The sequence below is a fragment of the Streptosporangium sp. NPDC003464 genome, assembly GCF_053588315.1.
Genome location: NZ_JBSFPS010000275.1, coordinates 1 through 13226 on the forward strand (window position 1 = coordinate 1; position 13226 = coordinate 13226).

The 13226-nt window shown below is 70.5% G+C and carries 13 protein-coding genes; 7 read left to right on the top strand and 6 right to left on the bottom strand.

The features are described from left to right. Nucleotides 1–131 precede the first annotated feature (131 nt). Entirely contained in the window at nucleotides 132–2699 is a 2568-nt protein-coding gene (gene pepN, locus ACWDS7_RS39675; protein WP_451933462.1) for an aminopeptidase N, read from the bottom strand. A gap of 219 nt (nucleotides 2700–2918) precedes the next feature. On the opposite strand from pepN, the gene ACWDS7_RS39680 reads away from it, so the two are divergent. From ACWDS7_RS39680 to ACWDS7_RS39690, 3 genes are all read left to right on the top strand, one after another. Further along, nucleotides 2919–3539 carry a mycothiol-dependent nitroreductase Rv2466c family protein gene (locus ACWDS7_RS39680; protein ID WP_451933463.1) on the top strand — a complete coding sequence of 207 codons (621 nt, stop codon included), beginning with the start codon at nucleotides 2919–2921 and terminating at the stop codon, nucleotides 3537–3539. 274 nt (nucleotides 3540–3813) lie between these two features. After that, nucleotides 3814–5223, top strand: coding sequence for an aldehyde dehydrogenase family protein (locus ACWDS7_RS39685; protein ID WP_451933464.1), 1410 nt, complete (start codon nucleotides 3814–3816; stop codon nucleotides 5221–5223). 343 nt (nucleotides 5224–5566) lie between these two features. Next, a complete protein-coding gene (locus ACWDS7_RS39690; RefSeq protein WP_451933465.1) occupies nucleotides 5567–6031 on the top strand; it encodes a hypothetical protein in 465 nt (154 codons plus the stop codon). 42 nt (nucleotides 6032–6073) lie between these two features. On the opposite strand, the gene def is transcribed toward ACWDS7_RS39690, so the two are convergent. After that, on the bottom strand, nucleotides 6074–6562 hold the full coding sequence (gene def, locus ACWDS7_RS39695) for a peptide deformylase (protein WP_451933466.1): 489 nt from the start codon (nucleotides 6560–6562) through the stop codon (nucleotides 6074–6076). 97 nt (nucleotides 6563–6659) lie between these two features. Between def and ACWDS7_RS39700 the strand changes: the two genes are divergently transcribed. Next, nucleotides 6660–7127, top strand: a complete 468-nt coding sequence (locus ACWDS7_RS39700) for a ribose-5-phosphate isomerase (RefSeq protein ID WP_306866304.1) — start codon at nucleotides 6660–6662, stop codon at nucleotides 7125–7127. Nucleotides 7128–7256: 129 nt separating this feature from the next. Here the strand turns inward: ACWDS7_RS39700 and ACWDS7_RS39705 are convergent, their stop codons facing one another. Both ACWDS7_RS39705 and ACWDS7_RS39710 read right to left on the bottom strand, forming a co-directional pair. Beyond that, nucleotides 7257–7418: a hypothetical protein gene (locus ACWDS7_RS39705; protein WP_306866306.1), complete on the bottom strand. Its 162-nt coding sequence runs from the start codon at nucleotides 7416–7418 to the stop codon at nucleotides 7257–7259. 42 nt (nucleotides 7419–7460) lie between these two features. After that, entirely contained in the window at nucleotides 7461–8690 is a 1230-nt protein-coding gene (locus ACWDS7_RS39710) for a GNAT family N-acetyltransferase (protein ID WP_451933467.1), read from the bottom strand. Between the two features lie 119 nt (nucleotides 8691–8809). Between ACWDS7_RS39710 and ACWDS7_RS39715 the strand changes: the two genes are divergently transcribed. Further along, nucleotides 8810–9925: a PP2C family protein-serine/threonine phosphatase gene (locus ACWDS7_RS39715; RefSeq protein WP_451933468.1), complete on the top strand. Its 1116-nt coding sequence runs from the start codon at nucleotides 8810–8812 to the stop codon at nucleotides 9923–9925. A 50-nt stretch (nucleotides 9926–9975) separates the two neighbouring features. Here the strand turns inward: ACWDS7_RS39715 and ACWDS7_RS39720 are convergent, their stop codons facing one another. Next, nucleotides 9976–10581, bottom strand: a complete 606-nt coding sequence (locus ACWDS7_RS39720) for a response regulator transcription factor (protein WP_306866312.1) — start codon at nucleotides 10579–10581, stop codon at nucleotides 9976–9978. Nucleotides 10582–10770: 189 nt separating this feature from the next. Here ACWDS7_RS39720 and ACWDS7_RS39725 point away from each other — a divergent pair, with 189 nt between their 5' ends. Together ACWDS7_RS39725 and ACWDS7_RS39730 are read left to right on the top strand one after the other, a co-directional pair. Further along, nucleotides 10771–12081 carry a M50 family metallopeptidase gene (locus tag ACWDS7_RS39725; RefSeq protein ID WP_451933469.1) on the top strand — a complete coding sequence of 437 codons (1311 nt, stop codon included), beginning with the start codon at nucleotides 10771–10773 and terminating at the stop codon, nucleotides 12079–12081. Nucleotides 12082–12136: 55 nt separating this feature from the next. Beyond that, the gene (locus ACWDS7_RS39730) at nucleotides 12137–12658 is read left to right on the top strand and encodes a MarR family winged helix-turn-helix transcriptional regulator (protein ID WP_306866317.1); all 522 of its coding nucleotides are present in this window, start codon (nucleotides 12137–12139) and stop codon (nucleotides 12656–12658) included. Here ACWDS7_RS39730 and ACWDS7_RS39735 read toward each other — a convergent pair. Continuing rightward, the gene (locus ACWDS7_RS39735; RefSeq protein WP_306866321.1) at nucleotides 12645–13151 is read right to left on the bottom strand and encodes a DinB family protein; all 507 of its coding nucleotides are present in this window, start codon (nucleotides 13149–13151) and stop codon (nucleotides 12645–12647) included. The two genes, ACWDS7_RS39730 and ACWDS7_RS39735, sit on opposite strands and share 14 nt — an antisense overlap. Nucleotides 13152–13226 lie beyond the last annotated feature (75 nt).

Sequence of the window (13226 nt, forward strand, 5' to 3'; positions counted from 1 at the left end):
ATCCAATCGGTGCTGACCGGCTAGTGAGCTGGTTCGGAGTTGCGGCGTCACCACATGAGTCGCGTTTCGCCCCGCCGTGACGGCGGGGGGCGTCAGGAGCCGGGCGGATCCGCCCGGAGGCCGGGGCCGGGTCAGGCCGCCGAGGTGTCCTTGGCCTGAGCCCGCAGGGCGCGGCTGACGCCGTCGGCGCCCTCCAGGAGCAGACGCTTGAGGGCGTGCGGCGGCTGCTCGGCGGAGATGAAGTCCTGGGTCCGGGCGACGGTCTCCGGGGAGATGGCCAGGGCCGGGTAGCAGCCGTTGGCGAAGCTCTGGGCGCTGTCGAAGGTCCAGGTCTTCCAGATCCGGCCGATCTCCTTGAAGTATTCCGTGGCGTACGGCTCAAGCAGGTCCGGGTGGTGCGGGTCCATGAAGCCGAGGACCGTCGAGCGGAGCAGGGCGCCGCTCAGCTTGCCCTCGATGATGACGCCCCAGGCCTTCGCCTTGCCCTCGGCCGTCGGGATCGCCGCGCGGGAGAGCGCGGCGGAGCGCTCGCCGGTGGCGGTGGCGTCGCGCAGGAGCTCCTCGGCGATGTCCTCCTCGCCGAGCACGCCGCCGGAGACCAGGGACTGGATCAGCGTCCAGCGCAGGTCGGTGTCCACGGTCAGCCCGTCGAGCACCTCCGAGCCGTCCAGCAGGCCCTTGACGAATGCCAGGTCCTCGGCGGAGGTCGCCACGGCGGACAGGGCGTTGACGTAGGCGAGCTGGTGGTCGGAGCCCGGCTCGGCCCCGGCGACGAGGGAGCGCAGGGCGGAGGCCAGCAGGGCCAGGCCCTCGGCCCGCCAGGCCGGGTCGGCGTACTGCTGGACGGCCAGGCGGGCCTGGCGGAGCACCGTCTGCGCGACGGTGATGTCCTTGACCGACGCGATGCCGGAGATGACCAGGGCGACGTAGTCGCGGGTGGACATCTCGGCGTCGCGGGTCATGTCCCAGGCGGCCGACCAGCACAGGGCACGGGGCAGGGACTCGGTGAACCTGGCGATGCCGCCGTTCACCAGCGTCTGCAGCGAACGCTCGTCGAGCCGGACCTTGGCGTAGGTCAGGTCGTCGTCGTTGATCAGGATCAGGTCCGGCTGGACCTCGCCGACCAGCTCGGCCACCGCCGTACGTGCCCCGACCACGTCGAGCTCGACCCGCTTGGTGCGGACCAGGGCGTCGCCCTGCAGGGAGTACAGGCCGATGGCGACGCGGTGCGAGCGCAGCGTCGGGTAGTCGGCCGGGGCCTCCTGCAGGACGTTGAACTCGAGGAAGCGGCCCTCGGGGTCGGTGGTGAACGACGGGCGCAGCGTGTTGACCCAGGCGGTCTCCAGCCACTCCTTGGACCAGGAGGACAGGTCGCGGCCGGAGGTGCGCTCCAGCGCGCCGAGCAGGTCGGCGAGCGTGGTGTTGCCCCAGGCGTGCTCGTTGAAGTAGTCGCGGACGCCGGCCAGGAAGTTGTCCAGGCCCACGTAGGCGACGAGCTGCTTGAGCACCGAGGCGCCCTTGGCGTAGGTGATGCCGTCGAAGTTGACCTCGACCGCGTGCATGTCGACGATGTCGGCGGCGATCGGGTGGGTCGAGGGCAGCTGGTCCTGGCGGTAGGCCCAGGCCTTCTCCACGTTGGCGAAGGTCGTCCACGCGCCCTGGCCCCAGCGGGTGGCCTCGGCCTGGCAGAGCACCGAGGCGTAGGTGGCGAACGACTCGTTCAGCCACAGGTCGTCCCACCAGCGCATGGTGACCAGGTCGCCGAACCACATGTGCGCCATCTCGTGCAGGATCGTCTCGGCGCGGCGCTCGATGATCGCGTCGGTGACGCGGGAGCGGAAGACGTAGTCCTCCAGGAAGGTCACGCAGCCGGCGTTCTCCATCGCGCCCGCGTTGAACTCGGGCACGAAGAGCTGGTCGTACTTGCCGAACGGGTAGCGGACGCCGAAGATCTTGTGGAAGAAGTCGAACCCCTGCCGGGTGATCTCGAAGAGGTTGTCGGCGTCGAGGTGCTCGGCGAGCGAGGCCCGGCAGTAGAGGCCCAGCGGGATGCCGTCGTGCTCGGAGGTCACCTTGTGGTAGGGGCCGGCGCACAGGGCGGTGATGTAGGTGGACATCACCGGCGTGGCGGGGAAGTGCCAGCGCTTGGCGGCCTGGAGCGCGCCGTGGCGGCCGTGGTGCTCCTCCAGCTCCTCGGCGGAGTCGGGCGCCGCGTTGGAGATGACCTCCCAGTAGGAGGGCGCGAGCACGGTCAGCTCGAAGGTGGCCTTCAGGTCGGGCTGGTCGAAGCAGGCGTACATCCGGTGGGCGTCGGCCGTCTCGAACTGGCTGTGCAGGTAGACGTTCTTGTCGACCGGGTCGACGAAGCGGTGCAGGCCCTCGCCGGTGCGCGTGTAGGAGCAGTCGGCGTCGACGCGCAGTTCGTTGGTCTCGGCCAGGCCCGGCAGCGGCAGCCGGCCGGTCTCCAGGTCGTAGCTGCTCACGTCGAGCTCGGTGCCGTTCAGGACGGCCTTGCGCACCTTGGCGCCGGCCAGGTCGATGAACGTCTCCGCACCCGCCTGAGCGCTGGTGAACCGGACCGTGGTGACGCTCTCGAAGCGCTCCTCACCCTCGGTCAGGTCGAGCTCCACCGCGTATGACTGCACACTGAGCAGACGCGCGCGCTCACGGGCCTCGTCACGGGTCAGATTGCCTGCCACTACCGCTCCCTCGTCACAACTTCCCCCGCTCCGTTGCGAAGGGATGCCTGAATCCTGCCATGTGAGGCAGAGGATCGCCGCCCCGGAGGCCGAGGGACGAGCCGACCGCTCCGTTCGAGGATAAAGCCGCTCGTCAACGTAATAATCCCTACGTGGAATAGGAAACTCGGTCCCACAGGTTGTCGCCGACGACAGGCTTCCCGATCAGAGAGCTGAGAGATGACTGAGCGCACCCCGGTCGACCTGTGGTTCGACCCCTTCTGCCCGTACGCGTGGATGACCTCCCGGTGGCTGCTGGAAGTCGAGAAGCTGCGGCCCATCGAGCCGCGCTGGCACATCATGAGCCTCAACGTGCTCAACGAGGACAAGGAAGTGCCCGAGGGCTACCGTGAGATGATCGCCAAGGCCATCGGCCCGGTCCGCGTGGTCACCGCCGTGCAGGAGAAATACGACTCCGAGACGGTGGGCCGGCTCTACACCGAGCTCGGCACCCGCTTCCACAACCAGGGCAGGCTCAAGGAGCTCGACAGGCTCCGCGAGACCGTCGAGGAGGCGCTGGAGGCCGCGGGTCTGGACCGGGAGTTCGCCGACGCGATGGACTCCGAGGAGTTCGACGAGGCCCTGCGCGCCTCGCACGACGACGGCATCGGACGGGTCGGCCAGGAGGTCGGCACCCCGGTTATCTCGGTGGAGGGCGTCTCCTTCTTCGGCCCGGTCATCTCGCCCGCGCCCAAGGGCGAGGAGGCGGCCAAGCTCTGGGACGGCGTCCGCCTGGTGGCCGGCATCGACGGCTTCTTCGAGATCAAGCGCTCCCGCACCCGCCAGCCGATCTTCGACTGACCCGCGGACCCGCGGCCACCGTACCTGGCCGTCCGGATAAGCGCGGAGAATCACTTCTCCGCGCTTATCCGGATATTACGAATTTTTATACATCTCGATAATCCATCGGTCACAACCCCGCCCCGCCGTACTCTGCCCGTGCAGAGCGCGATCCGATGTCCGTCACGGCAGTGGATCGCATCCGGCCAAATTGCGATCTTCATGCGATTGCGCAGGTATTCCGTGACCTTACGGGCTCTCGCCTTATGACGGTCGGCACGCAAGGATGAGAGCCATGCGTCACCTTTATCTGAACGGAGCTTGGCGGGCATCGGCGTCGGGCGAGAGCATCGACGTCGTCAACCCCGCGACCGAGGAGACGATCGACAGGGTCCCGGCGGGCTCGCCCGCCGACGTCGAGGCCGCCGTCGCCGCCGCCCGCGCGGCCCTGCCCGGGTGGTCGAGCACGGCCCCGGCCGAACGGGGCAAGGTCCTCAACGCGGCGGCCGAGCTGATACGAGAACGCTCCGACCAGATAGCCAGGATCATCACCACGGACATGGGCGCGCCCTACAACGTGGCGCTGAAGGTGCAGACGCTGATGCCCGCCGGGGTGCTGGCCTCCTACGGCCAGCTGGCCGAGACCTACGACTTCGAGGGCGGGCGGGTCGGCAACTCCCGCATCTTCCGGGAGCCGGCCGGTGTGGTCGCCGCCATCACGCCGTGGAACTACCCGCTCCACCAGATCGTGTGCAAGGTGGCCCCGGCGCTCGCCGCTGGCTGCACGGTGGTGCTCAAGCCCAGCGAGGTGGCGCCGCTGGCGGCCTTCGCGCTGGCCGGGATCTTCGACGAGGTCGGGCTGCCCGCCGGGGTGTTCAACATGGTGAGCGGTTACGGCCCGGTGGTGGGCGAGGCCCTGGTCACCCACCCCGACGTGGACATGGTGTCGTTCACCGGTTCCACCCGGGCGGGGCGGCGGGTCGCCTCGCTCGCGGCCGAGACGGTCAAGCGGGTGGCCCTGGAGCTCGGCGGCAAGTCGGCCAGCCTGGTGCTGCCGGACGCCGACCTGCCCACGGCGGTCAAGGTGACCGTGGCCAACGCCTTCCTCAACTCGGGCCAGACCTGCTCGGCCTGGACACGCATGATCGTCCACCGCGACCAGTACGACGACGCCGTCCGGCTCGCCGTCGAGGCGACGGGGAAATACCCTCTCGGCGACCCCTTCGACGAGCTCACCCGCCTCGGCCCGCTGGTCTCCGCCGCCCAGCGCGACCGGGTCGTCCGCTACATCAACCGGGGTCAGGAAGAGGGCGCCCGGCTGGTCGCCGGAGGCGCCGACCGGCCCCTGGACCGGGGCTTCTACGTGGAGCCCACGGTGTTCGCCGGGGTGGAGCCGGGGATGGTGATCGAGCAGGAGGAGATCTTCGGCCCGGTCCTGACGATCATCCCCTACACCCGCGGCGAGGACGAGGCCGTCACCATCGCCAACGGCACGCCGTACGGCCTGGCCGGCGCGGTGTGGGCGGGCGGGGAGGAGCGCGCGGTCGCCGTCGCCAGGCGGCTGCGCACCGGCCAGGTGTCCGTCAACGGCGGCCAGTTCAATCCCCGCGCCCCCTTCGGGGGCTACAAGCAGTCGGGGCTGGGGCGCGAGCTGGGCGAGTTCGGACTTGAGGAGTATCTGGAGATCAAGTCGGTCCAGCTCTGACCTGGTCCGGCTCTGGCCTGGTCGGCCCTGATCCGGTCCGGGCCTGACCTGGCCCGGTGCTGGGCCGGTGCGGCCCGATGGGCCGGTCCCGGGCCGGCGCCTCGCGCGGGCGTCGCCGCGCCGGCCCGCGGTGCCCCCGGCCCGCCAGGACAGGGCCGTCCAGGGCCGTCGTCGCCGTTCCCCGCGGGTCTGTCGGCATCACCGTTCAAAGGCCGCCGCCTTTTCTCCGAGATTGCCTATCCGCCCGGGGAGGGTTGTCCTTACCGGAGGTTCTGGGTAAACCCGTCCTATGGGAAGCCTCGCCCCTCCGCAAGAAGGCCTCGCCCCCTCCGAAAGGCGCCGAATGAGATCGGGCACCAAGCGTCTGAGCGCGTTCGACCTGGTGATCGCCGCAGGGGGACTGGTGCTGGTGCTGCTCGCCGGGCAGAACCTCGGACCGGCGCTGGCCGCGCTCCGCGGCGAGGGCACCTGGGGCACCTTCACCGCCCAGCGGGTCGAGTGCGTCCAGCACCCCGGCCACGAGCAGTGCACCTGGCTGGGTGACTTCCGGGCCGGCGGAGAGGCGCGCCAGGGGATCGCCTTCTACGGCGCCGACCGGGAGGCGTTCACCCCCGGCCAGACGGTGCGGGCCTTCGACACCGGCCGCCGGGGCCACGTCTACGGCCCCGGCGGCTCCAACGAGTGGATCATGGTCGTGCTGCTCCTCGTGGCTGGCCTCGGCCTGGCGGCCAGGCCCCTGCTCCGCCTGCGCCGCCGCGCAGCGAGGGACGCCGGGGCAACGGGGACCGAGGAGGTCGCGGGAGGCTGAAGGGCGTGGCCCCACCGTCCCGGCCGGGGAGCCCGCGCTCGGTCAGGGGGCCTGCAGGAGGACCTTCCTGGCGGCGTCCTTGGCGAGACGGTCGACGTAGAGCATCCCGTCGAGGTGGTCGGTCTCGTGCTGGAAACAGCGCGCCAGCAGGCCGCGGGCCTTGACCTGGACCGGCCGGCCCAGGCGGTCGGAGCCGCGGACGGTGACCCCGGCGGCCCGGGGGGTCCTGGCGTAGATGGGGGTGCCGGTCTCGCGGCCGGGGACCGACAGGCACCCCTCCTCGTCGACGACCTCCGCGCCGTCGTCGACCGTCAGCACGGGGTTGATCAGGTGGCCCTTGCGGTTGCTGCAGTCGTAGACGAAGACCCGCTTCGACACGCCGATCTGCGGGCCGGCCAGGCCGACCCCCTGAGCGGCGTACATCGCGTCGAACATCTCGTCGATCAGGCGGCGCAGATCGCGGTCGAAATCGACGATCGGCTCGGCGGGCGTGCGCAGGACCGGATCCCCGACCACTCGGATGTCACGCATGGGGACTCTCTCTTGTAAGGGTTCGGATGGCTAAGCGGTCATTACTCTAGTCGGGGTGGGGGTCGAGCCGGCCACATACACCTGCGAAACTGGGCGGGTGCGCGTCTACATCGGTGCCGACCATGCCGGCTATGAGCTCAAGAACCACCTCGTCTCCTGGCTGAAGGAGCACGGCCACGAGGTCACGGACTGTGGCCCGTCCGTCTACGACCCGGAGGACGACTACCCGCCGTTCGTGCTGCGCGCGGCCGAGGGCGTCGCCGAGGACCCAGGCAGCCTGGGAGTCGTCATCGGCGGTTCGGGCAACGGCGAGCAGATCGCGGCCAACAAGGTGCGCGGCATCCGCGCCGCCCTGGCCTGGAGCGAGGAGACCGCAGAGCTCGCCCGCGAGCACAACAACGCCAACGTGGTCAGCGTCGGCGCGCGGATGCACACGGAGGAGGAGGCGACCCGGTTCGTCGAGATCTTCCTCGGCACCGCCTACTCGGGCGCCGAGCGGCACAACCGCCGGATCGCGCAGCTCACCTCGTACGAGACCATCGGCCAGCTCCCGCCGCTGCCGTAGCCCCGCCCGCCCGGCCCGTGGGGGGCCGGGCGTGCGCCCGCCCGCCCGTCACGGGCGGGCGGATCCGTCACCCGCGGTCTCTCGTCCGGTCCTACCCGCGGTCTCTCACCCGCCGCTACCCGTGCTCGCTCACTTGCGGCGCGGCTGCTCCTTGCGCCCGGGCTCCCGGCGCGGCGTCTCGTCGCGCAGCGGCCGCCGGTCGGCGGCCTCCTGCTGCTCCTGGGAGGGCCGGGAGACATCCCGCGCCCGCATCGCGGTGACCGCGCCGATCTGCAAGCTCTGCAGTGCCATGCGGCCACCATAACCCGCGCGGCGCGGGCGTGCCCGGCCCGCTCAGAAGATCAGACCGGCCCAGGGCGCGGGGTCCCACGACATCGCCACCGACAGCTCCCGTACGGCTCCCGCCCGGAACTCGTGCACCACCCCGGCCGCCTGCAGCGCCGCGAGCGGACGGCCGCCCAGGTAGGCCGCGCCCAGCGCGGTGACCGGGAGTGCCAGGTCCGCAGGGTCGTCGGTCGGCACGCAGCGGGCGCCGGAGGTGTCGGCCGACAACCGCCAGCGGCGGGCGTTCCACGGGCAGACCGCGTCCTCGACCTCGATCACCACGTCCACGGGCGCCGAGTAGCGGCGCGCGGGCAGCGCGCGCTCGACGTCCACGAGGCGGACCCACAGGTCGTCCAGCCATCCGGCGTTGAGGTGGCGCGGTTCGGCCAGCAGGTGGATCAGCGGGTCGTCGACCGGCCGCTGCCAGACCTTGACCCGCGCGATCAGGTCGCGGTCCAGGACGTGCCGCCAGAGCAGGGCGTAGGCGGCCGGATCGAGGCCGAACAGCTCCTTGAGCCGCAGCTCGCCGTCCGGCACGTCATGCTCGGTGACGCTCTGCTTGAGCCGGAAGATCGCGTAACCGCGGGGGCCCCCGTCGTCCTCGACGACCACCGCGCGCAGCGGTCCGTAGCCTCCCTGGTCGGTCTCGTGGTCCGACAGCACCGCGTCCCAGCGCGCGGGAGTGCGGGCGTAGAGTCCCGGACGGCTGTCGAGCACGGCCTCGAAGACCTTCTCGAAGACGGCCCTGGCCTCGGCGGGCTTGACCACGCGCAGCCGCAGCGCGGGGTCGGTCGGGGCGTGCCGTCCGAAGGCCGAGCCGTGTGTGGGGATGTTGAAGAAGAGGTTGTCGGCGGCCCTGCCGTACCCGAAGCGGCCGTAGATCGCCGCCTCGGAGGCGTAGAGCGCGGCGACCGCCTCGCCCCGCTCGCGCAGGTCGGCGAGCTGGCGGCCCATCAACGCGGACAGGATCCCTCTGCGGCGGTGCGAGGGCAGCACGCTGACCGCGGTGATGCCGCCGACCGGGATCGGTCCACCGGGCACCGTCATTGTGAAACTGCACACAGCGGTGGCGCCCACGAGCAGGCCGTCCTCGAAGGCCCCCAGCGAGCGGTCCAGCTCGGCGTTGCTCCGGAACAGCTCCACCCGGTGCGGGGGGAGGGTGTTGCCGAATGCCTCTTCGTCGACGGCGATCCAGTCGAGCCACTCGTTCTCGGTGATCGGGCGCAGGGTAAGACTCATTTTTCCTACGGTAGAGGGGGACAAACCGTTCCGGCTATTCAATATCCGCCCTTAATGATCAAGGCATTGGTCAAGTGGGCTGCCCAAATGGGGGATAGCCCGATACAGTCAAACGCATCATGAGTTCTCGCCCGGTGCCACTGATCCCTCCGGGGCTCCGTGCGTTCTTGGTGCGGGTCCCCCTTCTCGTGCCCATTGTGCGGTTCCTGCGCCGTGGGCCGCTGGCCCGTGACCGCAACCTGCTCATCACGCTCATCGCGCTGTCCCTGGTGCTCGGCGCCCTGGCCGCCCGGGTCTCCACGGAGTGGTTCTCCCCGGCGCTCATGATCCCGATCACCCTCGTCGGCGGGCTCCAGCTCCGGCTGCGCAGCCTGGCCAAGCTGCTGTGCGCGGTGGCCGCGGCCCTGCTCTACATCGGCATCGTGCGAGGGGTGGGGCAGATCGGCCCGGGCCTGCTGGTCACCTTCGGCTTCACCACCGTGCTGGCGGGGCTGATGGCCCGCACCCGGGGCAAGCTGGGCGTGCAGGGCCTGCGCGGCGACGCGATGCTGCTGGAGCTGCGCGACCGCCTCAAGAACCAGAGCGAGCTGCCCGCGCTGCCCAAGGACTGGGACTCGCGGGTGGTGCTCAAGCAGGCCGGCGGCTCCTCCTTCGGCGGCGACTTCCTGGTCTCCCTGCGCGAGGGCGACATGGTGGAGCTCGCCCTCGTCGACGTGTCCGGAAAGGGCGTCGACGCGGGCACCAGGGCCCTGATGCTGTCGGGGACCTTCGGCGGCCTGCTCGGCTCGGTCGACGACTTCCTGGCCGCCTGCAACACCTACCTGCACCGCCAGCGCGAGGCCGAGGGCTTCGTCACGGCCGTCCACGTGCGGCTCAACCTCGCCACCGGCGAATACGTGATCACCTCGGCCGGTCATCCGCCGGTGGTCAAGTTCGAGGCGGGCACCGGCACCTGGCGGGTCTCGCCCGCCAAGGGCGTGGTCCTGGGCATCGTCCCCGACCTGCACTGCGAGCCCGACCGGGGGACGCTCCGCAAGGGCGAGGCCCTCATGCTCTACACCGACGGGCTGATCGAGCAGCCCGGCCGCGACATCGACGCGGGCCTCGACCGGCTGCTGGGGGAGGCCGAGCGGCTGCTGCCCTCCGGGTTCCGCCACGGCGCCCGCAACCTGGTCACCTCGATGTCGGCGGGGCACAACGACGACTGCGCCCTGATCCTCATCTGGCGCCCCTGAGCGCCGCGCCCCGATGTCACAGCCGTCCGGAGCGTCGGCCGTCCGCGGCGTCACAGCCACCCGGAGTCGCTGGCGATCCGCACGGCGTCGAGGCGGTTGCGGGCGTGGGTCTTGCACATGATCCGCGACATGTGGTTCCGGACCGTTCCCACCGACAGGAAGAGCTGGTCGGCGATCTCGTTGGAGCGCGCCCCCTGGGCGGCCAGCCGGAGCACGTCCAGCTCCCGGCGGGTCAGCGGGTTCTCGGCCGCTTCCAGGGCGGCCACCGCGAGCTCCGAGTCCACCGCCCGGCGGCCCGCCGCGACCCGGCGGACGCCGTCGGCGAGCTGCTCGGGCGCCACGTCCAGGCTCATGAACCCGAGCGCGTGGACGGCGAAGGCCCGGCGGACCTGGCCGGGGTTGGGGTGGCGCGACAGCAGCAGGACCCGGCAGCCGGGGACGTCGCCGTGCAGCCGGAGCGCCGCGGCGAACCCGTCGACGCCGGGGAGGTCCAGATCGACGACCGCCACCTCGGGTCCGTGCTCCAGGGCGGAGGGGACGACCTCTTCTCCGCTGCCCACGTCGGAGACGACCTTCAGGTCCGCCTCACACTGCAGCGACGCCACCAGGCCGCGCCGGACCAGGGGAAGGTGCTCGGCCACCAGGATCCCGATCAAGGTTCTCCTCTGCCCATTGTCGAAGGGTGATCAAATGATCGCTCAACGTTAACAAAGTGTCTCCATTCGGCACAGCATGTGCAAGTGGCTCGATCTAGAAGGCCCGCTTTCGAGGGCCCTGGCTCCGGGCACTTGGGCTAATCTCTTATGGGGCATTGTCGGTAAATCCGTGACCGGGGGTATGAACCTGTGAGCTGGCTCTTCGTGATCGGGATCATCGTCTTCCTCGTGGGGTTGATGGTGTCGATCGGGCTGCACGAGATCGGTCACCTGGTGCCGGCGAAGTTGTTCGGCGTCAAAGTCACGCAATACATGATCGGCTTCGGTCCGACCATGTGGTCGCGGCGCAAGGGCGAGACCGAATACGGCGTGAAGTGGATCCCGCTCGGCGGCTACATCCGGATGATCGGCATGCTGCCGCCCCGGCCCACCGACGATCCCAACAAGGTGCGCTCGGTCTCCACCGGGCCGTGGCAGGGCCTGATCGAGAACGCCCGAGAGGTCGCGCTGGAGGAGGTCCGGCCGGGCGACGAGGACCGGGTCTTCTACCGCAAGCCCTGGTGGCAGAAGGTCATCATCATGAGCGGCGGCCCGGCGATGAACTTCGTGCTGGCGTTCATCCTCTTCGCCGTCGTCATCATGGGCTTCGGCGTCCCGGTGCTCAAGCCGGTCGTGTCGGGGATGACCAAGTGCGTCATCCCCTACAGCGAGTCGCTGAAGCCGGGCCGCACGTGCACCGAGTCCGACCCGCCCACGCCGGCGGCGCAGGCGGGAGTCAAGCCCGGCGACAAGATCGTCGCGTTCAACGGGGTGCCGGTCTCCTCCTGGGAGGAGGCCACCAAGAAGATCCGGGCCAACGGGGCCGGGCCCATCACCCTCGGCATCGTGCGCGACGGCAGGCCGCAGACGCTGAACGTCACCCTGATCTCCCAGGACCGGCCGGCGGTCGACGACCCGAAGAAGATCGAGAAGAACGTCGGCTTCCTCGGTGTCGCGCCCACGCAGGTCATGGAGAAGCAGAGCCTCGGCTACGTGGTCGGCCACATGGTGGAGCTCACCGGCAGGGTCGCCGAGTCGCTGCTCAACCTGCCGCAGAAGATGATCGGCGTCTGGAACGCCGCCTTCTCCGGTGAGGAACGCGACCCCAACGGCCCGGTCGGCGTGGTCGGCGCGGGCCGGATCGGCGGCGAGATCGCCGCCTCCGCCGCCCCCACCGAGAACAAGCTCGTCGCCCTGCTGAGCCTGCTCGCCGGGTTCAACCTGGCCATCGGCGTGTTCAACCTCATCCCCCTGCTCCCGCTCGACGGCGGCCACATCGCGGGCGGTCTCTGGGAGGGGCTCAAGCGGGCCTTCGCCCGGGTGACCCGCAGGCCCGAGCCGGCGCACGTGGACATCGCCAAGGTGCTCCCGCTGACCTACGCGCTGGCCTTCACGATGATCATCCTGTTCGGCCTGCTCCTGTACGCGGACCTGGTGAACCCGGTCCGCCTCGCCGGCTGACCCGTCGGGCCACGGCGGTCTGGGAGGTGGCGGTGCTCGCCGCTAGGGTTGTTCCGTGAAGGACGGGACGCCGGGGGCGGCGATCGACGTGGCACTGTTCCGGCTGCGCCGCATCTGGGCGCGGCCGCTGCGCGCGCGCAAGCTCGGAGATCCGCAGCGGCCGGTGCAGCTGTCCAACGTGATGGTCGTGCACGCCGTGCACAAGCTGAGCCTGGACGTGCCCGAGGTGACCGTCGGCGCCGTCGCGGAGCAGCTGGACATCGACCCCTCCACGGCCAGCAGGCTGGTCAACGACGCGATCGGCGCGGGGTTCGTGGAGCGCGAGGCGTCCGAGGTCGACGCCCGGCGGGCCCGCCTGGTGCTCAGCGAGCGCGGGCGGCGGGTGCTGGAGGTGGTCGTCCACTACCGGCGCACCTACCTGGACGGGCTGATCGCCGACTGGGACGAGGCGGACCGTGAGGCCTTCGCCCGGCTGATCACCCGCTTCGCCGAGGCGGCCGTGGCCCACCCGGCCGACCTGGCCAACCTCGACCAGGTGATCGCCGAGGTGATCGAGGAGCCCACTACTCTCCGGTGACGCCGTCGAGCTGCTCGCGGATGATGTCTGCGTGACCGTTGTGCCGGGCATACTCCTCGATCATGTGGATGAGGATCCAGCGCAGCGAGACGTTCTCCCCGCCGCGCTGCTGCTTGCCCACGGTGTCCACGGGCAGTTCCGCGCAGAGCGCGCGGGCGTGGTCGACCTCGGCCCGCCAGCGGGCGAACGCCTCCTCGGCCGAGGCGGTCTCCACCAGGTCGAAGTCGCCGTCGGGGTCCCGGTCGGACCAGTAGATCCCCGGGGTGCCCTCGCCGTTGAGGATGTTGCGGAACCAGTGGCGCTCGACGTCGGTCAGGTGGCGGACCAGGCCCAGCAGGGAGAGCGTGGACGGTGTCGAGGGGCGCAGGCGGAGCTGCTCCTGCGACAGCCCGGCGCACTTCACGGCCAGGGTCTCCCGGTGCCAGTCCAGCCACGAGTGCAGCATGGGGGTCTCGTCGGCGATATAGGGAGGATCAATACGGCTGTCGGTCATGAGACCTCATGATGCCGATACGCCCGGGTAGCTGTCATGTCGTCCAGCCGCGACCCGGCCGCGCTGCCGCGGCAG

Coding starts and splice junctions, on each gene's coding strand:
- ACWDS7_RS39680 (WP_451933463.1), top strand. CDS start 2,919: ATGACTGAGCGCACCCCGGTCGACCTGTGGTTCGACCCCTTCTGCCCG.
- ACWDS7_RS39685 (WP_451933464.1), top strand. CDS start 3,814: ATGCGTCACCTTTATCTGAACGGAGCTTGGCGGGCATCGGCGTCGGGC.
- ACWDS7_RS39690 (WP_451933465.1), top strand. CDS start 5,567: ATGAGATCGGGCACCAAGCGTCTGAGCGCGTTCGACCTGGTGATCGCC.
- def (WP_451933466.1), bottom strand. CDS start 6,562: ATGCGTGACATCCGAGTGGTCGGGGATCCGGTCCTGCGCACGCCCGCC.
- ACWDS7_RS39705 (WP_306866306.1), bottom strand. CDS start 7,418: ATGGCACTGCAGAGCTTGCAGATCGGCGCGGTCACCGCGATGCGGGCG.
- ACWDS7_RS39710 (WP_451933467.1), bottom strand. CDS start 8,690: ATGAGTCTTACCCTGCGCCCGATCACCGAGAACGAGTGGCTCGACTGG.
- ACWDS7_RS39715 (WP_451933468.1), top strand. CDS start 8,810: ATGAGTTCTCGCCCGGTGCCACTGATCCCTCCGGGGCTCCGTGCGTTC.
- ACWDS7_RS39735 (WP_306866321.1), bottom strand. CDS start 13,151: ATGACCGACAGCCGTATTGATCCTCCCTATATCGCCGACGAGACCCCC.